This window comes from Agrobacterium sp. 22-210-1, from assembly GCF_053522525.1.
In genome coordinates this window covers 104,297-125,339 of record NZ_JBNWCI010000001.1, presented here as the reverse complement: position 1 = coordinate 125,339, position 21,043 = coordinate 104,297, and the positions used below count along the sequence as shown (strand labels likewise).

Below are 21,043 nucleotides of genomic sequence, written 5' to 3'. Positions count from 1 at the left end.
CAGCAGATGAGCATTGCAGCCCAAAAGACCGATGACGACAGACAGGCGCGCGCCGCAGCTGCCCTTGCCGAAAAGCCTGACGGTATCGTGGAGGCCATCGCCGCCAAGGCCGAAGTAACGCCGGCCGAAATTCTGGCGATCCTGCCTGAAGGATCCGCCGTGTCCGCTGCCGCCGACCGTTTCGACGCGATCTGGAACGAGATGCGCGGCTGGGGCGAAGTCCTGATGATCGTACAGACCGGCGATATCGTGCTGGAAGTGCCCGGCCACCTGCCGGAAGGCACGGAAAGCCACGGCTGGTTCAACATCCACGGTGACAGCCCGATCGGCGGTCACATCAAGAAGGACAATTGCGCCGGCATCACCTTCGTTGACCGCGGTTTTCACGGCCGCCGCTCCTGTTCCGTCTGGTTCATGAATGCCGCCGGCGGCGCCATGTTCAAGATTTTCGTCCGCCGCGACGAAAACAAGGAATTGCGGGCCGAGCAACTGGCGAAGTTCGAAGCGCTGCGGGACGGTTTCCGCGGCTAAGGTGAGCCGGAGGCTGCAGCCCGAGGAATTGCTTTCCGTGGCTGCGGCAACCTCTCCTAGCCCTCATTCCTGTGCTTCTCACAGGAATCTAGTCAGCCCAAGGACTTGGGCTGAAAAGACTCCTCTGCCGCGTGGACACGCGGGGGGCTGGATTCCTGTGACAAGCACAGGAATGAGGGTGGAGATGCCTCGGCTCTCGCAATCGCACACGCCATCACCCACCCCGAACCTCTCCTCGAGCATTCAGGGGAACATCCATCGGTTCATCGCCCGTTCAGTGCCGTTTTCTATCATCCGTTGAAATTCGAACGGAAACCGCACGGAGCACGCCCCATGAATGATCGCCAGCCTCTTCTTTCCCGCCGCAGTTTTGCCGGGCTTGTTGCGCTCGCCCCGCTTTTTGCGGCAAGCGGCGCGGCGGCGGCACCGGCAAGCCTGCGCGGCACCGTCTCCTATCGTGAGCGCATCGCTTTGCCGCCGGGCGCAACCGTGACCGTACGCCTGATCGATGTCTCGCTGGCGGATGCGCCGTCGCAGACCATTGCCGAAACCACCATCCGCCCACGCGGCCAGGTGCCGGTACCCTTCGTGCTGCGTTATGACGATCGCGACATCAGGGGCCGCCGCTCCTATGCGCTGAGCGCCGAAATCCGCGACCGCGACCGGCTGCTCTTCACCACCACGCGGCGTTATTCGGTACTGGCCGGCGGCCGGGATAATACCGACCTCGTGCTGGAGAGTGTGGGTGCCGGCCCCGGCAAGCCGGAACCGGAAGCTGGCATTGACGGGCGCTGGCTGGTACAGGACATCAGAGGCGAGCGGGTTCGCGGCCGCCGCCAGGCGACACTGGAAATTTCCCGCGAGGGCCGCGTGTCAGCCAATGCCGGCTGCAACGGCATTGGCGGTGAAGTGAAAATCAGCCGCAACCGCGTCGATTTCGGCCGGATGATTTCCACCCAGATGGCCTGCGCCCCTGATATCATGCGCCAGGAACGGCAGTTCATCGATGCGCTGGAGGGCGCGCGCTCCTTCCGGCTGGAGCCGCGCCGCGGCACGCTGGAACTGATCGACGGCCGCGGCCGCACGGCCATGCGCCTGCGCCGCGCCTGAAGTTGGGAACGACCCTGTCACAATAGCTCCCGCCGCCGTGCTGGCCGTGGAACATTCCATGTCGCTTCCGGCACGGCGCGGGTGCCTTTCCCGTTTTATGACTTTGGCTGCGTTCGTCTTGGCGCTTTGCTCTGCCGCCAAGCTGCGCTATGGAACGCGCCAAACCGCGCCGGTTCATGCCGGCGCGACGTCTTTGAGGGAAAACGCATGACATCCTATGTTCTGACAGTGGCCTGCAAATCGACCCGCGGCATCGTCGCCGCGATTTCCGGTTATCTGGCGGAAAAAGGCTGCAACATCGTCGACAGTTCGCAGTTCGACGATCTGGAAACCGGCAAATTCTTCATGCGCGTCTCCTTCATTTCAGAGGAAGGCGCGTCCCTGCAGGCCATCACCGAGGGCTTTCAGCCGGTCGCGGAGAAATTCGGCATGCAGGCGGACATCTATCCGGATGGCCAGCGCATGAAGACGATGCTGATGGTGTCGCGTTTCGGCCATTGCCTCAACGACCTGCTCTATCGCTGGAAGATCGGCGCGCTGCCGATCGACATTGTCGGCGTCGTTTCCAACCATTTCGACTACCAGAAAGTCGTCGTCAATCACGACATCCCCTTCCACCACATCAAAGTGACGAAGGAAAACAAGCCGAAGGCCGAAGGCCAGCTGATGGATCTCATCGAGACCAGCGGCACGGAGCTTGTGGTGCTGGCCCGTTACATGCAGGTGCTGTCCAACGATATGTGCCGCAAGATGTCAGGCAGGATCATCAACATCCACCATTCCTTCCTCCCTTCCTTCAAGGGCGCCAACCCTTACAAGCAGGCCTATGAGCGCGGCGTGAAGCTGATCGGTGCGACAGCCCATTATGTCACCGCCGATCTCGACGAAGGCCCGATCATCGAGCAGGACACCGTGCGCATCACCCACGCCCAGAGCGCCGAAGACTATGTCTCGCTCGGCCGCGACGTGGAAAGCCAGGTTCTGGCCCGCGCCATCCACGCCCATATCCACCACCGCACCTTCATCAACGGCAACCGCACCGTGGTCTTTCCGCCAAGCCCGGGAAGTTATGCCTCGGAGCGGATGGGTTAAGCCTCGAAGGCAAACCGGGGAGCGTGTGGACAGGCGTGAACCGCAAGCGTGTTTACTTACCGGACCAGGCTAGCAGCCCTGCTTTCCAAAATATGCCAGGAACAATATGCAAGCGGAACACAAATAAGCAGTGACGCAGTAAAATGAAATAATACGCCTATCTGCGGATACATTAAGACAATGAGCTGCTGTATCGGGTAGGCAAAAACATATAGCCCATACGAATAGTCGCCGAATCTGTCATTCGTTAAAACAGGAATTGGTGGCGCGTAAGCGATCGCTAACGTCGCCAAAGCAAGCACAACGCTTATTGCCGGAAGCCAGGCCGGCGTGCCTATGAGCAGAATAACGAACAAACCCGATAGAATAGCACCCAGCGTTGCAGTGCGGCATTTTTTAATTAGTCCATAAAAAATCGCAGCACCGAAAAAAGACGTGAGAAATACCTGCGCGTTAAAAAGTTTCGATGAAACTTCCAACCATATAAAATTACTTAGAAAAACCATCAGCAACAAGGCCATGAAAATCAAACGTTTCATCGGATCCGCTCTTATCGTACCAAAGATAATTGCTGCGAAGAAATAGGCCAGAATTTCATATTTCAACGTCCAGAGCGGGACATTGACCTGCTCAGCATCCGGAAGCGTCTCGTAGACGCCCGGAAGTCCCTGGGAGGTTGCAAGCAATGATGATGCGCCGAAGAGGTATTTTACAAATCGAGGGTCCGCAAAATAGGCGTCGACCGATAATGTTGATACCGCAGGTCCCAACGCAAACGCGACAGCAGCAACGCAAACGATAAGCGCCGGGAAGATTCTTAACATGCGGCGCGCCCAGAATCGTAACATATCAGGATTACGTTCGAGACTTAGGGGAATAACTATCCCGCTTATGGCAAAAAATACAATGACCGCGTAGTCACCAATTGAATATCCGGTAGATTTTTGAAAAGGTTCATCAAGATAATTACCGGAAACAACGGAAAAAGAATGCGCAAAAACGACCGACAGGGCGCAGATCAATCGCAGAGGTTTCAGATTATTCAAATTTTCCCGCATTTCTCTGCAATCCACATCAGGGATCTGCCAACCATTGTCCGGGGAATAATTATCTCCAGAACCTCTTCAGACGTATTTGCCAAGCTTTTTTTGAAATCTGTTTCGGGAGGCAGTAAATCGTATTTATTGAAGCCCAATTGCTGAGAGGCTTCCAGAATGAGAGTGCTCAAAATTCGTCCAGGGCTAAACCGCGCATAATTCCTGTCAAAACTTGCAATTATGGACATAAGTCGCTGATTTTCATGGATGCAAAACTCGTAGGCTATCGCCTTTTTCCCCATCGCCAGAGAAAATATCCGGTATTTTGACGAGTCATTTCCAGAAAATGAACTATAAATACTCTTTTGAAAAAACGGGTCTCTAAATCCAAATGCTATTTGGCGTCTGGAGTTCAACCATTGAAATTTCCAATCCAGCATTTGACCACAAGCCTTCAGTCTTTCTTTCGGCTCCTTAACTTCTTCGAATTGTATTATTCCTTCATTTTGCAAGTTCCTGAACTTACGCTTCAGACCCTTGCGCGATGCCATTCCCAATGCTGAAGACGACCAGAATTTTGAAATCGTTACACTACTTGCACGGTGTATTTTTATTACGCCACCTAAAGGCAAGACCAGACTCTCTATTTTCGGCAGAGCCTCAATGGGTATAAAACGTAGTCGAACAACATCAGAACGTCTGCTAAGAGCATTTGATAAAATCGTTTCAATTTGATGACTTACATCGGATTTTTCAATAATTTCGAGAGGGTATGGATATATTGGATCTGAATTAAATATAGTTACTCTAATTATAAAATAACGATCTCTGAATATACTTTTCCCATCGACATACTCTATTGAATTTTTGCTAGAAGTATTATTCACTGCAATTAATCCTGATTTTTTAATTTAATATTACAATAAATTAATGAGATATCAGTCATGTCTATCAAGAATATGCTTCTAGGCACGCATTCCCTCTTAAATGCTTACAATACAAAGGGCGCACCAGCGCACAATGGTATTACCGCTTCTGATATTCACAAGTTGAGCAGCAGCGCTGGCTCGGAAATTGTTCGCATCCCGCTCGACCTTTCAATTGTAGGCCCCAACGGTCTACCCTCTTGGGCAGTCAAGAATATCGCCGCGGAGCTGCAACAGTTGCAGCAATTTGGCATCAAGGTTATTTTCCAGCCTGGTCAAACACCTCGGGATCTCAGCCAGACTGGCGCCGTGGACGGCTCTCCCCGAATAGATGCTATTGACGAACTCGCGGCGAGGTTCGCAGTATTCGTAAAAACAATACATGAAAGTCTTTCGCAATACTCAGACGTGATCGCCGGCTGGGAAGTCGGCAACGAACCAAACCTGAGCTATCGTTATACGGGCACCTATTATAGCGGCAAAGGCGATCCCAATCACGACCGATTTTATGCCGTCAGCGTTGAAAACGCGGAGTATTATGCCCGCTACCTTCACGCCGTGAACGAAACCGTGAAGGGTGTCGAGAACTCCCTCGGACAGAACATCAAGGTAATCGGGGCCGGCATTGCCCACAACGACTACGCTTACATGGACACCATGTTCGCAACCCTGAAGCACCTTGGCGCAGATATCGAGGGTTTCACGATCCATCCTTACACGATCTATGATTACAACGCCACGAGTCCGCAATCCGGGCGCCCAACCGATTGGGTGCCGAACCCTGTCGATACACCGTCAGCCTGGAACTATTACCATAGCTTTCAGGGTGCGCTTCACAGCATCCAGTTCCTGAAGGACTATCACGGCTTCGAGGGCGCCGAACTCTGGATTACTGAATTCGGGGTTCCATCCTACACGGGCTATCGCGGAGCGGGCCTGGCCGGCGAGATCGACCAGGCCAATTTCATTGCCGAAGCCATTGGCGTTCTCGACAGCTGGGACAATACCGATCTCAAGGGTATCATGGCTCATATGGTGCTCGACAACTATTACAGGGAGACCAATGACGGTTACAATGCCTATGATGGCAACCGCGCAAATGATGGCAGCACTTCGATTGGAGAAGGTTCTTTCGGACTATTTGGTCGCTACGCGGATCGCACTATTTACGCCAAACCGGTTGTCGGGTTCTTGCGGGCCGTCACCGCTGGTGTTGACTATTCCGACCCGAGCATTCGTATCCTGAACGTTGTCAGTTCAGATATTACCGATCTGTCCCGGTCGGGTTCGAACGGTGTAGGCTATTTGAATGGCTACATCGCGATGACAAATGACGGCAATGACACCGTCAACGGCTCCCGGTTCGACGATAGCCTCTTCGCTGGAAATGGTGCTGATACCGTCAACGGCAACGCGGGCGCCGACCGGATTTATGGCGGCCAGGGCAACGATTTAATTTCCGGCAATGATGGCGACGACGATCTTTATGGAAACACCGGGGACGACACCTTGAACGGCGGCGCAGGCAGCAACCGTATCGATGGTGGCACTGGCTGGGATACCCTCGTTTTGGACGGATCAAGCGGAAGCTACGGTTGGTCTGGCAATGGCCGGCATGTGACAGTCAGCGCCAATAACAGATCTCAGTTCACGACTGCCATCAATATTGAAGCGATTTATTTTACAGACGATTACGTTACTGTACTACTACCCGACGCTGATACGTCCCGTGGGAATGGCAGTGTGTCGAACACATCGCACGCCGCGACGCCTCCTGCACCGGAAAACGATCTCGTTCAGGTTGCTGCGGGCGGTTCGATCACATTTGACGTTCTTGGCAACGACAGCGATCCAGATAGCGATCGCCTTACAATTACCCGGATTGGTAACGTGGATATGCAGCCGGGTTGGCAAACCTGGGTAGCGGAAGCGAGCGGGTTGATCATCTACAATGCCGACGGCACGCTCACCTATCGACCATCCGGATCGGCAAGCGGCACGCAAATCTTCACCTATACGGTGTCGGATGGTGCTGAAACAGCTACGGCCACTGTTACGGCAATCATAATCCCGACCGCTCCTTCCCCTGTCGATAACTATGCTGCCATCACGCCCGGTAGCTCAGTCACCATCGACGTACTAGCAAATGATCGTGATCCGAATGGCGACGCGCTTACAATCACTCAAATCAACGGCGTCGACATGCAACCTGGCTGGCAAACCTGGGTGGCCGACGCCGATGGTCTGGTGATCTACAATGCAGACGGCACGCTCACCTATCAGCCATCCGGATCAGCAAGCGGCATCAAATCCTTCTCTTACACGGTCTCCGACGGGAACGAGACGGCGACGGCAATCGTATCCATAGATCTCTCAAGAGCCGTAAAAAGGGCAATAATGGGACACTCATTCTCGTCCGGCCAGGGAGACGATGTCTTTTTCGGAACAGACGGGCATGACACGTTCTTTTTCACCAATGCTCAAACCGGGCGCGACATCATCCACGGTTTCGAAACCGGTGCCGGCTCAAACGATATCCTCGTTTTCGATACGGCGCTATTCGCTGACCTCAATAGCTTGGTCGCGGCGGCATCAGATAACGGTCTGGACACAACTGTCAGCATTGATGGAGACACCAGTATTATTGTGAAAGGTCGTGTTCTGTCCGATTTTCATTATAGCGATGTGATGTTCTTTTGAGGCAGCCATTTGCCTGGGTCGGTCACTCTTCCCGAAGGTCCGGGCCAAACACCACCCGCGCCCTCAGCCCACGCCCCTCCGCGCCGTCTTCCAGCATCAGCCGCCCGCCGAACAGCCCGGCGATCTCTTCGATGATGGCGAGGCCAAGGCCGGCGCCGGGGGCGGCGTTGGCTTCGCCGCGGGCGAAGCGCTGGCGCACCATGGCGCGTTTTTCAGGCGGAATTCCGGGGCCGTTATCTTCCACTTCCAGCCAGACGGCGCCCGCTTGCTCGCCGACGCGGACGGTAACTTCCGCACCGCGCCCGGCATAATTGATGGCATTGGAAACGAGGTTGCCGATCAGCTCACCGATCAAAAGCGGCTCGGCGAGAATGGTCGCCTCACCCTCGCCTTCGAAACCGAGATCGATGCCGGCATCTGCCGCGCGCGGCACGAAATCGGCAGTCACGTTCTGTGCAACGGCCACGAGGTCTATCGCGGAAAAATCATGCTTTTCGCTGGAGCCGGCAGCATCGATGTTCGCCATGCGCAGCAGCTGGGCAAGGATATGTTCGGCATGCGCCACAGACGCCCCGCCTTTCAGCGCCGCCGCCTGTGCTTCCTCAAGGCTCGCGGCGCGAGCGGAAAGGGCAAGCTGGGTGCTGATGATGGCAAGCGGCGTGCGCAGCTGATGGCTGGCATTGCCGGTGAAATGCCTGAGAGCATCGAGCGCCGATTGCAGCCGCACCATGAAGGAATTGACGGTTTCCACCAGATTTTCCACCTCGACAGGCACGGACTGGCGGATGGGGTGCAGGTCGTTCGGGCTGCGCTCGGCAATGGCTTCGCTGAGCCGGTAAAGCGGCCTGAGCGAAATCGTCACCGCGATCCAGACGATGATCGCCGCCCCCACGATCATCAAGAGCAGCCGCAGTGCCGAACGCAGGATGATGGCCTGCGCCAGCTGGCTGCGGGCAATGGTGGTTTCGGCGACCGTCACGGAAAACGGCACGGAATTGATGCCGGTGGAGGCAAAGCGGCGGATCGCGGCGATGCGGATCGGCTCATCGCGAAACACCGCATCCCGATAGGCGGGGGTATCGCCCTTCGGGTTCTCCACCGTCGGCAGGTTCTGGTAGCCGGTGAGGAATTGCCCGTTCGGCCCGTCGACACGGTAGAATACCCGGTCCTGCGCCGCAGATGTCAGCATTTCCAGCGCCACATAGGGGATGTCGACTTCCAGGGAACCATCCTCGGCCACCACCACCCGCTCGGCAATGGCAAGTGCGGAACCGGAAAGCACCCGGTCGGAGACGACATTGGCGGTATTGACCGCCTCACGCCAGGTATCGGTCAGCGCAACGCAGCCGATGATGGCAGTGGAAATGAGAAGCCAGCCTAAAAGTCGCCGCCTGAGCGAATAGGCGGCCTGTCTCATTCAGCCATCTCCGGCAGCTTTTCGAGATAATAACCGATGCCGCGTGCGGTCTTCACCGTCAGCCCGTGGGGAGCGAGCCGCTTGCGCAGGCGGCTGACATATTGCTCGATGGCATTGGCGGAAATATCGTCGTCGAAGCCTGTTAGCGATTGCACGATCGCTTCCTTGGCGACGACTTTGCCCGCCCGCATGAACAGCACTTCCAGCAACGCCACTTCGCGCGCCGGAATATCGAGCGGACGCCCATCCGCCGAAAAGGTGCGCGATGTCAGATCGAACAGAACCTTGCCGAAACTGAGCGCAGAAGAGCGCAGCCCGGCATTGCGGCGCAAGAGCACCCGCACCCGCGCCTCGAATTCGGTGATATCGAAGGGCTTGATCATGTAGTCGTCGGCGCCGAGATCCAGCCCCTTGACCTTTTCCTCCGGTGTACCGCGCGCCGTCAGGATCAGCACCGCCGCCTTGTCCTGGCGCGAACGCATGGAGCGCAGCACCTCGATACCATCCATCTCCGGCAGGTTAAGATCGAGAATGACCAGATCGAAACTTTCAGCCGCAATCGCCGCATCGGCGGAAGCGCCGTCGGAAACCACGTCCACCGCGTAACCGCTGCCCCGCAGCAGCGCCGAGAGACCTTCCGACAGCACCTGATTGTCCTCGACCAGCAAAATACGCAAATCTTCCCTCCCGCGATGTCCTAATTTAACCAAGCCCTTGCCGCTTGTGAATGGCAAGCGCCTGCGGCATGATCTTTTCCATGCGTATCTGCCTTCTTCTTTGCCTCTGTCTTTGCATGGCCGCGCCCGCGCTTGCCCAGGTTGCCGTTTTTCCGGCCCCATCAGGCAAGCCGGACGCGCAAACGCTGGTGGTCTATTCCTCTCTGGATGAACCTTTGGCAACGCCGATGATCGAGGGTTTCCAGAAGGCCAATCCCGATGTCGCCGTCCATTACGAGGACATGCTGACCGGCGAAATCTACGACCGCATCGTCAAAGAAACCGATGCCGGCAAAAAAACCGCCGATTTTGCCTTCTCCTCCGCCATGGATCTGCAGGTAAAGCTGAGCAATGACGGTTACGCCCAGCGCTCGGATCTCGCCATGAGCGCGCGCTGGCCCGCCTGGGCGAATTGGCGCAACACCGCCTATGCGCTGACCTTCGAGCCGGCGGTCTTCGTCTATCACAAGCCGAGCTTCACCACCGAAAAACCGCCCGCCACCCGCGCAGAATTCGTCAATTACCTCGAACACCATGCCAAGGAGGTATATGGCCGCATCGCCACCTACGATATTGAGCGCTCCGGTGTCGGCTTCCTGTTCATGTCGCGGGACCAGGAGCAATTCGGCGATATATGGAGCGTCATCAAGGCCATGGGGGCCGCCGGCGTAAAGGTCTATTCCACCTCCTCAGCCATTCTGGAGCGCGTTTCCGACGGCCGTTTCGTGCTGGGCTACAATATTCTCGGCTCCTATGCGGCCGACTGGGCCTCGCGCCACCCCGATGTCGGCATCGTTTTGCCCAAGGATTATACCGTCGTCATGTCGCGCATCGGGCTGGTGCCGGAAGCCGCCGCCAATCCCGAACTCGGCCGCCGTTACCTCGAATTCTTCATGTCCAAGGAAGGACAAACGATCATGGCCCGGCAATTGCAGATCCCCGCCGTCAGCCCGGAAGTGGCCGGCGAAAACACCGCCAACACCATGCAGGCCATCCACGGCGCGCAACTGCGCCCGGTCCCGGTCAGCCCCGGCTTGATGGTCTATCTGGATCAGGTCAAACGCAGCCGCCTCATTGAGCGCTGGAACGAGGCGTTGCGCTCACAGTAGGTTCCCCACCCCTCCCTCATTCCTGTGCTCGTCACAGGAATCCAGCCAGCCCAAGTCTTTGGGCTGACGGGACTCTTCTCGCCGCACAGACGTGCGTCGACTGGATTCCTGTGACAGGCACAGGAATGAGGGTGAAGTGAACATCGACGGCGCAAAACAAAGTCGTCCCACACGCCACAGTAGACGTCCGATACAAATTAATAGAGAGTAAATGCGCAAGGACTTGCGTAGCGTCAGTTAGATGACAGCTTTTTGTGATGCTCTGCAATCCTTCTTCATTCCGTGGAGGCGGAAGAAGATGCGGGAGGAAATCTGAACGATCGCCAAGGCCCTGCGCTTGAGTTTTCAGCGCTGGACAGATGCGCTCTGAAGCCCCCCGCATAAAACGAAAAACGACGCCCAAAAGGGCATCCTGAGGAGGGTTTTCTACGTGAAACATTTTCTTATCGGCACATTTCTGGCGGGCGTGATCGCTCTTCCGGCGGTTGCAGCGGATTACACCATCATCGCCCCGGCCAACCCCGGCGGCGGCTGGGACCAGACCGCGCGTTCCCTGCAGACCGTGCTGCAGGAAGAAGGCATTTCCAAGAGCGTTCAGGTGCAGAACGTACCGGGCGCCGGCGGCACCATCGGTCTTGCGCAGTTCGCCAGCCAGCAGAAGGGCAACCCTAACGCCCTTATCGTCGGCGGTTACGTGATGGTCGGCGCGATCCTCACCAACAAGTCGCCCGTCACCCTCAATGAAGTGACGCCCATCGCCCGCCTGACCGGCGAATATGAAGCCATCGTCGTTCCGGCATCCTCACCGCTGAAGACCATCGGCGACCTCGTCGACCAGCTGAAGAAGGATCCCGGCAGCGTTTCCTGGGGCGGCGGCTCTGCCGGCGGCACCGACCATATCGCCGTTGGCCTTATCGCCAAGGCGGCCGGTGTCGATCCGACCAAGATCAACTACATCGCTTACTCCGGCGGCGGCGAAGCGCTTGCCTCGATCCTCGGCTCGCAGGTCACGGCCGGCATTTCGAGCTACGGCGAATTCGAAAGCCAGGTCAAGGCCGGCACGCTGCGCCTGCTCGCTGTTTCCAGCGAAGAGAAGCTGGAAGGCGTTGACGCACCGACGCTGAAGGAAAGCGGCCTTGATGTCGTGGTTCAGAACTGGCGCATGGTCGCCGCTGCTCCCGGCCTGACGCCGGAACAGGAAAAAGCCGTTAGTGCAGACGTCGAGAAGCTGGCGAAATCCGCCAAGTGGCAGGAAACCCTGAAGACCAAGAGCTGGATGGACACCTACCTTTCCGGCGACGAGTTCAAGGCACAGCTTGCCAAGGACACTGCCGCCACCGAAACGATCCTCAAAGACATCGGACTGGTAAAATGAGCCAGGGTTCCAACCCTTCACAACATCAAAAGCGCCGCCCTGATTGGGCGGCGCTGGCGATCGCCGTCTTCCTCGTTCTCATCGCCTCAGTGATCTTCTGGGACAGCGCCCGTCTCGCCAGCGTCACCGGTTATTCGCCGGTCGGCCCGGCAACCGTGCCTTATGCCATCGGCTTCTGTCTTGTCGGCCTGGCGCTCTGGACGGCCATTGAAGCCTGGCGCGGTGATTTTCCCGAACGCGACAAACAGGAAATCGCCCCGGTCATCTGGGTCGTCGCCGGCCTTGCCGCGCAGATGCTGCTGCTGAATGTGGCGGGTTTCTCCATTGCCACGGGTCTGCTGTTTGCCTTTACGGCGCGCGCCTTCGGCAAACGCAAGCTCTGGTATTCGATCCCCATCGGCATAGTTTTGAGCTTTGCCATCTGGTTCATCTTCGCGCGCCTGCTGCAGCTTTCGCTGCCCGCCGGACCTCTGGAACGGCTGTTCTTCTAACAGCCATTCCGACCAAAATTCGGGATAACAGGAACCGCCGGCGCGCGATGACGCGAATGCCAGCCGTTCCGCCCGCCCTTCTGCTCGACTTGGGGGACATCTGTCCATGAGTACGTTTGAATTCCTGCTGCACGGTCTTGAGGTTGCTGCCCAGCCCATGAACCTGCTCTATGCGCTGATCGGCGTCACGCTCGGCACCGCCGTCGGCGTTCTGCCCGGCATCGGGCCTGCGCTGACCGTGGCGCTGCTTCTGCCCGTCACCTACCGGCTCGATCCCGCCGGTTCGCTCATCATGTTCGCCGGCATCTATTATGGCGGCATGTATGGCGGATCGACCACCTCGATCCTGCTCAACACGCCGGGCGAAAGCGCCTCGATCGTGACCGCGCTCGAAGGCAACAAGATGGCCCGCAAGGGCAGAGGCGGCCCGGCGCTGGCCACCGCCGCCATCGGCTCCTTCGTCGCCGGCCTCATCGCCACCATCGCGCTTGCCTTCGTTGCACCCTTTATCGTCAAGCTGGCGCTGGTCTTCGGCCCGCGCGAATATTTCGCGCTGATGGTGCTCGCCTTCGTCACCGTTTCCTCCGCTTTCGGAGATTCGGCGCTGCGCGGCCTCACCTCGCTGTTCATCGGTTTTGCACTTGCCATTGTCGGCATCGACCAGCTGACCGGCCAGACCCGCATGAGCTTCGGCATTCCCGACCTGCTCGACGGTGTGGAAGTGACGACGCTTGCGGTGGCCATGTTCGCCATCGGCGAAACACTGTTCATCGTCGCACAGGGCAATAGCGGCGACGAAAAGGTCGAGGCCGTCAAGGGTTCGGTCTGGATGAGTGCACAGGACTGGGCGCGCTCGTGGAAACCCTGGCTGCGCGGCACGTTGATCGGCTTCCCCATCGGCGCAATGCCTGCCGGTGGCGCTGAAATCGGCACCTTCCTTTCCTACGCCACCGAAAAGAAGCTGACCAAATATCCGGAAGAATTCGGCAACGGCGCCATTGAAGGTGTTGCCGGACCAGAGGCCGCCAACAACGCCTCGGCAGCCGGTACGCTCGTGCCGCTGCTGACGCTCGGCCTGCCGACGACGGCAACCGCCGCCATCATGCTCGCCGGTTTCCAACAGTTCGGCCTGCAGCCCGGCCCGCTGCTGTTCGCTACCAATCCGCAGCTCGTTTGGGGCCTGATCGCCAGCCTGTTCATCGCCAATCTGATGCTTCTGGTGCTCAACCTGCCGCTCGTCGGTCTCTGGGTGAAGCTGCTGACAATTCCGAAGCCCTGGCTCTACGCGGGTATCCTGCTGTTCGCCACGCTCGGCACCATCGGCGCCAACCCCTCAGTGTTCGAACTCGGCATGCTGCTCGCCTTCGGCATCCTCGGCTACATCATGCGTATCTTCGGTTATCCGATTGCGCCGGCTGTCGTCGGCCTGATCCTTGGCCCGCTTGCCGAACAGCAGCTTCGCCGCGCGCTCGCCATCGGCCAGGGCGATCCGACAGTGCTGCTCACCTCGCCCATCGCCGTCGGCCTGTTCGCTGTCGCAGCAGCCGCCTTCATCATCCCGCTGATCATGCGCATCCGCGGCCGTGGCGAGGTGCTGTCGCAGCTTGCCGCCAACGAGGACTGATAACAAAGAGCCTCCCAAGGCAACTGGCCCCGTATCCTCGGATGCGGGGCCTTTTTTATTCACGCCAACGGGATGTGTGGCGCGAACGCGGCCATGATATAACTCCTGTCCAAACGCAGGAGAAAAACATGCGCAAGATCGCGATGATGATGGTTCTGGCCCTTGCCGGCTGCTCCACCGCCGCTCCCGATGTGGAACCCATTCCCGGCAGCATCACCTATGGCGGGCAGCCTCGCACCAAACTCACCAAATCCCCCGTCGGCAGCGCGCTCAGCAACGAATTCGTCATGGATGACGGGCGGTTTGCAATGGAAACCTACCGCGTGCAGCCCGACCGGTCGCTGAAGCTGGAAAGACGCGAAATCATCGGCGACTGGCCGCCGAATTGAGGCGTGCGGACACGGACCGGGTTAGCGACGCGAGCGAAAACGGTGCTTCCGTCATCCTCGGGCTTGTCCCGAGGATCTGCTAACGCGTTGATTTTATTCGACGTGGTTAGATCCTCGGCACAGGGCCGAGGATGACGTCCGGAGAGATTGCAAGCCATGCTCTCCCACCCACACATTTCCCGCTCACCGCAATTCAGAACAATTCTAAAACATATTTTTGATTTCCGCCGACCTTGCCAATAAAGCTGATAGCGAACATCAAGTTAAGCCGACGGAGAGCTTTCCGCCGGTCCAGAACCATATTGCAAGGGACATATTCGTGGCCATCAACTTCACCTTCCCCGTTCGGCTGCTGGCGGCAGCGGCCTTCAGCCTTGGCGCAATGACCGCAGGTGCTGAGGAAATGACGATAAAGCACGCGCAGGGCGAAACCGTGCTGAAAGCGGCACCGAAGAAGGTTCTGGTTCTGGATATTCCCTCGCTCGACAATCTCGATGCGCTGGGCGTCGAGCCAACAGGCGTCGTTGGCTCCAACCTGCCAGCCTATCTGCAGAAATACGCCGACGGCAAATATCTGAAGGTCGGCACGCTGTTTGAGCCCGATTACGAGGCAATCAATGCAGCCGAGGCTGATCTCGTCATCGTCGGCGGCCGTTCGCGGGCGAAATATCCTGACGTTTCGAAGATCACGCCCGCCATCGACATGTCGATCGATTCCAAGGAATTCATCAACAGCGTCAAAGGCAACATCACCAAGCTCGGCGATATCTTCGGCAAGCAGGAAGAGGCAAAGAAGCTCGACGCCGCCCTCGACGAGAAAGTCGCCAGGCTGAAAGAGATCGCCCCGAATTCCGGCACGGCGATGATCCTCCTGACCAATGCCGGCAAGGTCGGCGTTTATGGCCCGAGCTCGCGCACCGGCTGGCTGCACACCGAAATCGGCTTCAAGCCGGTCGCCGCCGACATCGATGACCGCTTCGACCGCGGCGACGTCGTATCCTTCGAATATCTGGCCGAAGTCAATCCCGAGTGGCTGTTCGTGATCGACCGTGACGCCGGCGTCGGCCGTGCCACCGACCCAGGCAAGGCCGCCGCACAGGTGCTGGATAACGAACTGATCCACCAGACCAACGCCTGGAAGAAAAAGCAGATCGTCTATCTCGATCCGCAGGCGGCCTATATCGTCAGCAGCGGTTACACGGCGCTCAACACCCTGCTCGATCAGGTCTACAAGGCCGTCTCAGAGAAGAAATCGTAAAAGCCTCTAGGCATCCGCTTCTGAAGGCTGCTCCATACTCGACGTCATCCTCGGGCTTGACCCGAGGATCCATCGCGCGTCAGGTTGTGGATCCTCGGGTCAAGCCCGAGGATGACCAAGGAGAGGTCGGACACCTGTTCGGCAGCCTGCCAGGCCAGGGGGAGCTTTCACCATTTTCGAAAAACCGCCGACGTGAAATCCCTGTCCCTCATCCTTGCCCTTCTTCTGGCCTTGACGCTCGCCATCGTCAGCCTGTTCGTCGGCGTGAGCAACGTTTCGCTCACAACGCTTTTCGCACCTGATACGAGCGCGGATGCGCTGCGCGTGCTGCTTGTCAGCCGCATTCCGCGCACGCTGGCGCTCATCTTGGCCGGCAGCTCGATGGCGATTGCCGGTCTCATCATGCAGATGCTGGTGCGAAACCGTTTCGTGGAACCTTCAACGGCAGGCACGACCGAATCCGCCGGCCTCGGCCTTCTGGTCGTCACCCTGCTTGCGCCCGAAACGCCGATCTTCGGCAAGATGCTGGTGGCAGCCGTTTTCGCGCTTGCCGGAACAGCGCTTTTCCTGCGTATCCTGAGACAGGTGCCGCTGCGCGACGTACTCCTGGTGCCGCTGATCGGCATCATGCTGGGCGGCGTCATTTCCGCCGTCACCACATTCTTCGCCTATCGTTTCGACCTCCTGCAATCGCTCGGCGCATGGATGACCGGGGATTTTTCCGGCGTGCTGCGCGGCCGGTATGAATTGCTGTGGGTCGGCTTCATCTTCGCGATTGCCGCCTATCTCGCCGCCGACCGTTTTACGGTTGCGGGCATGGGCCGCGATTTCACCACCAATCTCGGTCTGAACTATCGCCGGGTAATGGCGCTCGGCCTCACCATCGTCTCGCTGGTCAGCGCCGTCGTCGTGGTCACCGTCGGCATGATCCCCTTTCTGGGGCTGATCGTGCCAAATGTCGTCAGCCTGATGATCGGCGACAATATGCGCCGCTCCGTGCCCTGGGTGGCAACACTTGGCGCGGTCTTCGTGCTTTCCTGCGACATCATCGGCCGGACGATACGCGCGCCTTACGAAATACCGATCGGAACCGTGGTCGGCGTCATCGGCAGCGCGTTGTTCCTCTATCTCCTGCTGCGGAAACGCCACCATGCGTGAGAGACATCCCGACCGGCGGGCAAAAACCGTTCTGCTCGTGCTTGCGGCATTCGCACTCATCTCCATGGCCGCCTTCATGACACTCGGCGCGAAGGGCAGCTGGAGTTTCGTGCTGAGCTTTCGCGGCATCAAGCTTCTGTCGCTGCTGCTGGTGGCCTATGCCATCGCCGTCTCCACCGTGCTGTTCCAGACGGTCACCAACAACCGCATCCTCACTCCATCAGTGATGGGTTTCGATTCGCTTTACGTGCTGATGCAGACCGGGCTGATCTTCGTCTTCGGTTCGGCAACGGTCGTCATGATCGATCCGCAGCTGAAGTTTCTCACTGAGACCGCCCTGCTCGTCGCCTTTTCCGCCCTGCTTTATCGCTGGCTTTTCGTCGGCGCGGAACGTAGCCTGCATCTCCTCGTACTGGTCGGCATCGTCTTCGGCGTCTTTTTCCGCAGCCTTTCGGGCTTCATGCAGCGCGTGCTCGATCCGAACGAATATACGGTGCTGCAGGATGTGCTCTTCGCCAGCTTCAACTCCATCGATCCGACGCTTCTTGCCGTCTCCGCCATCATCATCGGTGTGGTGACGGCGATCGGCCTCAGGCTGATGCACACGCTTGACGTCCTCTCCCTCGGCCGCGCGACAGCCATCAGCCTCGGCGTCGAATACAAGCGCACGGTCACCGTCATCCTCGTGCTGGTCTCCGTGCTCGTCGCCGTCTCCACAGCGCTCGTCGGCCCGGTCATGTTCTTCGGCCTGCTGGTCGCGGCGCTGGCCCATTATCTCACCGGCAACGGCAAACACGCCTATGTGCTGCCGGCGGCGATCCTCATCGCCGTGATCTGCCTCGTCGGCGGTCAGGTGGTGCTGGAGCGGGTCTTCGCCTTCGATACGGCGCTTTCCATCATCATCGAATTTCTGGGCGGTATCGTCTTTATCGGTCTTATTTTGAAGCGGGGTGCGCGATGATCATCGCCAGTCAGATCAGCAAATCCTATGGCGATAACCTCGTCGTCGATGGTGTCTCCGTCTCCATTCCGGCAGGCGGCGTCACCTCGATCATCGGCCCGAACGGGGCGGGAAAATCAACGCTGCTTTCCATCGTCGCACGGCTTATGTCCATGGACACAGGCACGGTGACGGTCGACGGGCTGGATGTGACCAAGACCGCTTCCGATACGCTGGCAAAGCGGCTCTCGATCCTGCGACAGGACAACCACATCTCCTCGCGCCTGACGGTACGCGATCTCGTCGGTTTCGGCCGTTACCCCTATTCCAAGGGGCGCCCCACCATCGAAGACAAGGTCCACATCGACCGGGCACTGGAATATCTCAATCTCGAACCGCTGGCTGACCGCTTTCTGGACGAACTTTCCGGCGGCCAGCGCCAGCGCGCCTTCGTGGCCATGGTTCTGTGTCAGGACACGGATTATGTGCTGCTCGACGAACCGCTCAACAATCTCGACATGAAACACGCCTCCGGCATGATGAAGATCATGCGCCGCGCCGCCGATGAACTGAAGAAGACCGTGGTTCTGGTGCTGCACGACATCAACTTCGCCTCCTGGTATTCCGACACCATCATCGCCATGCGCGAGGGTCGCATCTGCCATCAGGGACCGGCGCAAGAGATCATCCGCCCCGACATTCTCAAGGACATCTATGACATGCCGATCCGCGTCAATGAGATAGACGGCCGGCGCATCTGCCTGTTTTACGAATGACATGATGATTGTGCAGGATTTTTGCTGTCGCGTTCCCTAACATGGAACAGGGCCACAGGCCCGGACGTTAATCGACGGACTTTTCCAAAGCGGCATTCCGTCCGCAACTTCAGGAGACATCGATGAAGACGCACAAGACGAAGAACGACCTGCCTTCCAACGCCAAGTCGACCGTGATCGGCATTCTGAATGAATCGCTAGCCTCGGTGATCGACCTTGCGCTTGTGACCAAGCAGGCGCACTGGAACCTGAAAGGTCCGCAATTCATCGCCGTCCACGAGCTTCTCGACACCTTCCGCACCCAGCTCGACAATCACGGCGATACGATTGCCGAACGCGTCGTGCAGCTTGGCGGCACGGCCCTCGGCAGCCTGCAAGCCGTCTCTTCAACGACGAAGCTCAAGGCCTATCCGACCGATATCTATAAGATTCACGACCATCTCGACGCTCTGATCGAGCGTTATGGCGAGGTGGCGAACATGATCCGCAAGGCAATCGACGATTCCGACGAGGCCGGTGATCCGACGACGGCCGATATCTTCACCGCCGCCTCGCGCGATCTCGACAAATCGTTGTGGTTCCTCGAAGCACACGTACAGGAAAAGAGCTGAGCCAAAGGCATTTGCAGCCAGCCCATCACAGCAAAGCGCCCGAGAGATTCGGGCGCTTTTTTCGTAAAGATGATGCAATCAATGGCGGCGCAGAACCGCAAGCCCTATGTCGCGCAGCATTTCATGATCCAGAATGCCGCGCTGGGCGCTACGGATCAAAATTGCTGCACACTCATTGGCAACATGGCTGCTGCGATCTTGAAGGCACTCGAAACAAACACCATCGAAAATATTCTGCAGATCGGTGATTTGTTCTGGCGACAATTGTGCGCCGACTCTTTCAAAAGCTGCGTACGACAAGGCTCATCCTCCCGATGATGATATGCCAAGTATCGTTTCTTTTTTCGTGGGCATCAATTTTGTACACCCGAACGAATCACTTGTCGAATCAGATTTTAACCAAATGTAAACAGGTTATTTTCTGCACTGTCGGTTATCCGCGCGCCCTTTGTCGCTGGAATAAAGGTCAGCCGAAACAACGCTTTCGCCCGGCTATGACCGCGTCTGGCGCAGCCTTCGACGCGTGCTTTCGAATAAAGCCGTGACCGGAAGGATTTCCACCGAAACCGCAAAAGAAACTATTGCATTCTAAAATCGATTGAGCGATATAGCACCCGTCGCCGCACTTCGGCGGTCCGCAGTCCAGCGAACTACCCCGGACCAGCGGTTTTGAGCGGGTGTAGCTCAGGGGTAGAGCACAACCTTGCCAAGGTTGGGGTCGAGGGTTCAAATCCCTTCGCCCGCTCCAGTTTTCCAAGATCAACAAAAAAAGATTTGCGCAGGTTGCTGTGCCAGATGGTCATCTTGGCAAGCCCAACGTGCGACCATTTTTGGCATCGTGGCCGTTTCCCGCACATGCATGAAATCGGGAGGAGTTACCCCCTCCCGGCCCTCATGGTTCAGGCAGCTTCATCCCAGACGGGCGCCAGCCCATCCGGCGAAACAATGCGACCATCCGGCCTGGCGAGAGCGCGGATCGCCGCCATTTCATCAGCCGTCAGCGCAAAATCGAAAATCGCGAGGTTTTCATCAACGCGGGCTTCACTGACGGTTTTGGACAGGGCGACAACGCCCTCCTGCTGTACGAGCCAACGCAACACCACCTGCGCCACCGATTTGCCCCGGCTTGCGGCGATATCCTTCAGCACCGGATCGGCAAAGACCTTGCCGTCAGCCATGCCGTAATAACCGGTGACCGACATGCCCGCAGCTTTGGCGGCAGCCATCACCACGTCCTGATCGATATAGGGATGATATTCGATCTGGTTGGTGACGATCGGCGCTTTTGAGAGTTTCACAGCTTCGGCCATCAGTGCCGTATTGAAGTTGGAAACGCCGATATGGCGGACCTTGCCGGCTTGCCGGACCTCATTCAGCGCGCCGATCTGCTCGGAGAGCGCCACCGTCTCGTTCGGCCAGTGCAGAAGCAGCAGATCGACATAATCGGTCCTCAGCTTTTTCAGGCTCTCATCGACCGAGGCGAGGAAGGCATCGTGCCGATAATTCTCGACCCAAACCTTGGTGGTAAGGAAGATATCACCTCGCGCCACGCCGGAGCCGGCAATGGCCTCACCCACTTCGGCCTCATTGCCGTAAATCTGGGCGGTATCGATATGGCGGAAACCCGCTTTCAGCGCATGCGGAACGATGCGCAGGACATCCGGGCCAGGAATGCGGAAGGTGCCGAAGCCGAGCGCCGGAATGGAAGCGCCATTGGCGGTAACATCAAACATATATTTTCTCCTATGATATTGCCCGACCAGCCCGAGGGGAATGGCCGGGA

General features: G+C 57.9%; 20 protein-coding genes and 1 tRNA gene. 15 read left to right on the top strand and 6 right to left on the bottom strand.

Going from position 1 to position 21,043, the window contains the following annotated elements; translation table 11 throughout:
• The first annotated feature begins 6 nt into the window (after nucleotides 1–6).
• From hutX to purU, 3 genes are all read left to right on the top strand, one after another.
• Complete coding sequence (gene hutX, locus ACQZ5F_RS00620) at nucleotides 7–531, top strand: heme utilization cystosolic carrier protein HutX (protein WP_225339284.1); 525 nt, start codon at nucleotides 7–9, stop codon at nucleotides 529–531.
• Between the two features lie 333 nt (nucleotides 532–864).
• Nucleotides 865–1,641 carry a YbaY family lipoprotein gene (locus ACQZ5F_RS00615; RefSeq protein ID WP_225339285.1) on the top strand — a complete coding sequence of 259 codons (777 nt, stop codon included), beginning with the start codon at nucleotides 865–867 and terminating at the stop codon, nucleotides 1,639–1,641.
• 207 nt (nucleotides 1,642–1,848) lie between these two features.
• Nucleotides 1,849–2,733, top strand: coding sequence for a formyltetrahydrofolate deformylase (purU, locus tag ACQZ5F_RS00610; protein ID WP_225246750.1), 885 nt, complete (start codon nucleotides 1,849–1,851; stop codon nucleotides 2,731–2,733).
• Nucleotides 2,734–2,789: 56 nt separating this feature from the next.
• Here the strand turns inward: purU and ACQZ5F_RS00605 are convergent, their stop codons facing one another.
• Together ACQZ5F_RS00605 and ACQZ5F_RS00600 are read right to left on the bottom strand one after the other, a co-directional pair.
• The gene (locus tag ACQZ5F_RS00605; protein WP_225339286.1) at nucleotides 2,790–3,791 is read right to left on the bottom strand and encodes an acyltransferase family protein; all 1,002 of its coding nucleotides are present in this window, start codon (nucleotides 3,789–3,791) and stop codon (nucleotides 2,790–2,792) included.
• Nucleotides 3,776–4,657, bottom strand: a complete 882-nt coding sequence (locus tag ACQZ5F_RS00600; RefSeq protein ID WP_448731037.1) for a GNAT family N-acetyltransferase — start codon at nucleotides 4,655–4,657, stop codon at nucleotides 3,776–3,778. Before ACQZ5F_RS00600 ends, ACQZ5F_RS00605 begins: the two co-directional genes overlap by 16 nt.
• 57 nt (nucleotides 4,658–4,714) lie before the next feature.
• Between ACQZ5F_RS00600 and ACQZ5F_RS00595 the strand changes: the two genes are divergently transcribed.
• Entirely contained in the window at nucleotides 4,715–7,396 is a 2,682-nt protein-coding gene (locus ACQZ5F_RS00595) for an Ig-like domain-containing protein (RefSeq protein ID WP_448731038.1), read from the top strand.
• A 22-nt stretch (nucleotides 7,397–7,418) separates the two neighbouring features.
• On the opposite strand, the gene ACQZ5F_RS00590 is transcribed toward ACQZ5F_RS00595, so the two are convergent.
• Both ACQZ5F_RS00590 and ACQZ5F_RS00585 read right to left on the bottom strand, forming a co-directional pair.
• Nucleotides 7,419–8,813, bottom strand: a complete 1,395-nt coding sequence (locus tag ACQZ5F_RS00590) for a sensor histidine kinase (protein ID WP_046801522.1) — start codon at nucleotides 8,811–8,813, stop codon at nucleotides 7,419–7,421.
• The gene (locus ACQZ5F_RS00585; protein ID WP_010972345.1) at nucleotides 8,810–9,490 is read right to left on the bottom strand and encodes a response regulator; all 681 of its coding nucleotides are present in this window, start codon (nucleotides 9,488–9,490) and stop codon (nucleotides 8,810–8,812) included. Before ACQZ5F_RS00585 ends, ACQZ5F_RS00590 begins: the two co-directional genes overlap by 4 nt.
• Before the next feature lie 80 nt (nucleotides 9,491–9,570).
• On the opposite strand from ACQZ5F_RS00585, the gene ACQZ5F_RS00580 reads away from it, so the two are divergent.
• From ACQZ5F_RS00580 to dps, 10 genes are all read left to right on the top strand, one after another.
• Nucleotides 9,571–10,638 carry an ABC transporter substrate-binding protein gene (locus ACQZ5F_RS00580; protein ID WP_225339289.1) on the top strand — a complete coding sequence of 356 codons (1,068 nt, stop codon included), beginning with the start codon at nucleotides 9,571–9,573 and terminating at the stop codon, nucleotides 10,636–10,638.
• Between the two features lie 430 nt (nucleotides 10,639–11,068).
• Nucleotides 11,069–12,013, top strand: coding sequence for a Bug family tripartite tricarboxylate transporter substrate binding protein (locus ACQZ5F_RS00575; RefSeq protein WP_046801524.1), 945 nt, complete (start codon nucleotides 11,069–11,071; stop codon nucleotides 12,011–12,013).
• On the top strand, nucleotides 12,010–12,504 hold the full coding sequence (locus ACQZ5F_RS00570; RefSeq protein WP_046801525.1) for a tripartite tricarboxylate transporter TctB family protein: 495 nt from the start codon (nucleotides 12,010–12,012) through the stop codon (nucleotides 12,502–12,504). The genes ACQZ5F_RS00575 and ACQZ5F_RS00570 overlap by 4 nt, the downstream gene beginning before the upstream one ends.
• Nucleotides 12,505–12,610: 106 nt before the next feature.
• A complete protein-coding gene (locus ACQZ5F_RS00565) occupies nucleotides 12,611–14,128 on the top strand; it encodes a tripartite tricarboxylate transporter permease (RefSeq protein WP_046801526.1) in 1,518 nt (505 codons plus the stop codon).
• Nucleotides 14,129–14,256: 128 nt separating this feature from the next.
• The gene (locus ACQZ5F_RS00560) at nucleotides 14,257–14,517 is read left to right on the top strand and encodes a hypothetical protein (RefSeq protein WP_448731039.1); all 261 of its coding nucleotides are present in this window, start codon (nucleotides 14,257–14,259) and stop codon (nucleotides 14,515–14,517) included.
• 319 nt (nucleotides 14,518–14,836) lie between these two features.
• A complete protein-coding gene (locus tag ACQZ5F_RS00555) occupies nucleotides 14,837–15,775 on the top strand; it encodes a siderophore ABC transporter substrate-binding protein (RefSeq protein WP_225246360.1) in 939 nt (312 codons plus the stop codon).
• A gap of 192 nt (nucleotides 15,776–15,967) precedes the next feature.
• Nucleotides 15,968–16,933 carry an ABC transporter permease gene (locus ACQZ5F_RS00550; RefSeq protein WP_225246359.1) on the top strand — a complete coding sequence of 322 codons (966 nt, stop codon included), beginning with the start codon at nucleotides 15,968–15,970 and terminating at the stop codon, nucleotides 16,931–16,933.
• On the top strand, nucleotides 16,926–17,894 hold the full coding sequence (locus ACQZ5F_RS00545) for an iron chelate uptake ABC transporter family permease subunit (RefSeq protein ID WP_225339290.1): 969 nt from the start codon (nucleotides 16,926–16,928) through the stop codon (nucleotides 17,892–17,894). The genes ACQZ5F_RS00550 and ACQZ5F_RS00545 overlap by 8 nt, the downstream gene beginning before the upstream one ends.
• Nucleotides 17,891–18,649: an iron ABC transporter ATP-binding protein gene (locus ACQZ5F_RS00540; protein WP_225339291.1), complete on the top strand. Its 759-nt coding sequence runs from the start codon at nucleotides 17,891–17,893 to the stop codon at nucleotides 18,647–18,649. The genes ACQZ5F_RS00545 and ACQZ5F_RS00540 overlap by 4 nt, the downstream gene beginning before the upstream one ends.
• Nucleotides 18,650–18,771: 122 nt before the next feature.
• The gene (gene dps / locus ACQZ5F_RS00535; RefSeq protein WP_006312098.1) at nucleotides 18,772–19,260 is read left to right on the top strand and encodes a DNA starvation/stationary phase protection protein Dps; all 489 of its coding nucleotides are present in this window, start codon (nucleotides 18,772–18,774) and stop codon (nucleotides 19,258–19,260) included.
• Between the two features lie 78 nt (nucleotides 19,261–19,338).
• Here dps and ACQZ5F_RS00530 read toward each other — a convergent pair whose 3' ends face one another.
• A complete protein-coding gene (locus ACQZ5F_RS00530) occupies nucleotides 19,339–19,560 on the bottom strand; it encodes a hypothetical protein (RefSeq protein WP_161991265.1) in 222 nt (73 codons plus the stop codon).
• A gap of 373 nt (nucleotides 19,561–19,933) precedes the next feature.
• Here ACQZ5F_RS00530 and ACQZ5F_RS00525 point away from each other — a divergent pair.
• Nucleotides 19,934–20,008, top strand: a tRNA-Gly gene (locus ACQZ5F_RS00525).
• A gap of 151 nt (nucleotides 20,009–20,159) precedes the next feature.
• On the opposite strand, the gene ACQZ5F_RS00520 is transcribed toward ACQZ5F_RS00525, so the two are convergent.
• Complete coding sequence (locus tag ACQZ5F_RS00520) at nucleotides 20,160–20,993, bottom strand: aldo/keto reductase (RefSeq protein WP_225339292.1); 834 nt, start codon at nucleotides 20,991–20,993, stop codon at nucleotides 20,160–20,162.
• Nucleotides 20,994–21,043 lie beyond the last annotated feature (50 nt).

Coding starts and splice junctions, on each gene's coding strand:
- hutX (WP_225339284.1), top strand. CDS start 7: ATGAGCATTGCAGCCCAAAAGACCGATGACGACAGACAGGCGCGCGCC.
- ACQZ5F_RS00615 (WP_225339285.1), top strand. CDS start 865: ATGAATGATCGCCAGCCTCTTCTTTCCCGCCGCAGTTTTGCCGGGCTT.
- purU (WP_225246750.1), top strand. CDS start 1,849: ATGACATCCTATGTTCTGACAGTGGCCTGCAAATCGACCCGCGGCATC.
- ACQZ5F_RS00605 (WP_225339286.1), bottom strand. CDS start 3,791: ATGCGGGAAAATTTGAATAATCTGAAACCTCTGCGATTGATCTGCGCC.
- ACQZ5F_RS00595 (WP_448731038.1), top strand. CDS start 4,715: ATGTCTATCAAGAATATGCTTCTAGGCACGCATTCCCTCTTAAATGCT.
- ACQZ5F_RS00590 (WP_046801522.1), bottom strand. CDS start 8,813: ATGAGACAGGCCGCCTATTCGCTCAGGCGGCGACTTTTAGGCTGGCTT.
- ACQZ5F_RS00580 (WP_225339289.1), top strand. CDS start 9,571: ATGCGTATCTGCCTTCTTCTTTGCCTCTGTCTTTGCATGGCCGCGCCC.
- ACQZ5F_RS00570 (WP_046801525.1), top strand. CDS start 12,010: ATGAGCCAGGGTTCCAACCCTTCACAACATCAAAAGCGCCGCCCTGAT.
- ACQZ5F_RS00565 (WP_046801526.1), top strand. CDS start 12,611: ATGAGTACGTTTGAATTCCTGCTGCACGGTCTTGAGGTTGCTGCCCAG.
- ACQZ5F_RS00560 (WP_448731039.1), top strand. CDS start 14,257: ATGCGCAAGATCGCGATGATGATGGTTCTGGCCCTTGCCGGCTGCTCC.
- ACQZ5F_RS00545 (WP_225339290.1), top strand. CDS start 16,926: ATGCGTGAGAGACATCCCGACCGGCGGGCAAAAACCGTTCTGCTCGTG.
- ACQZ5F_RS00540 (WP_225339291.1), top strand. CDS start 17,891: ATGATCATCGCCAGTCAGATCAGCAAATCCTATGGCGATAACCTCGTC.
- dps (WP_006312098.1), top strand. CDS start 18,772: ATGAAGACGCACAAGACGAAGAACGACCTGCCTTCCAACGCCAAGTCG.
- ACQZ5F_RS00520 (WP_225339292.1), bottom strand. CDS start 20,993: ATGTTTGATGTTACCGCCAATGGCGCTTCCATTCCGGCGCTCGGCTTC.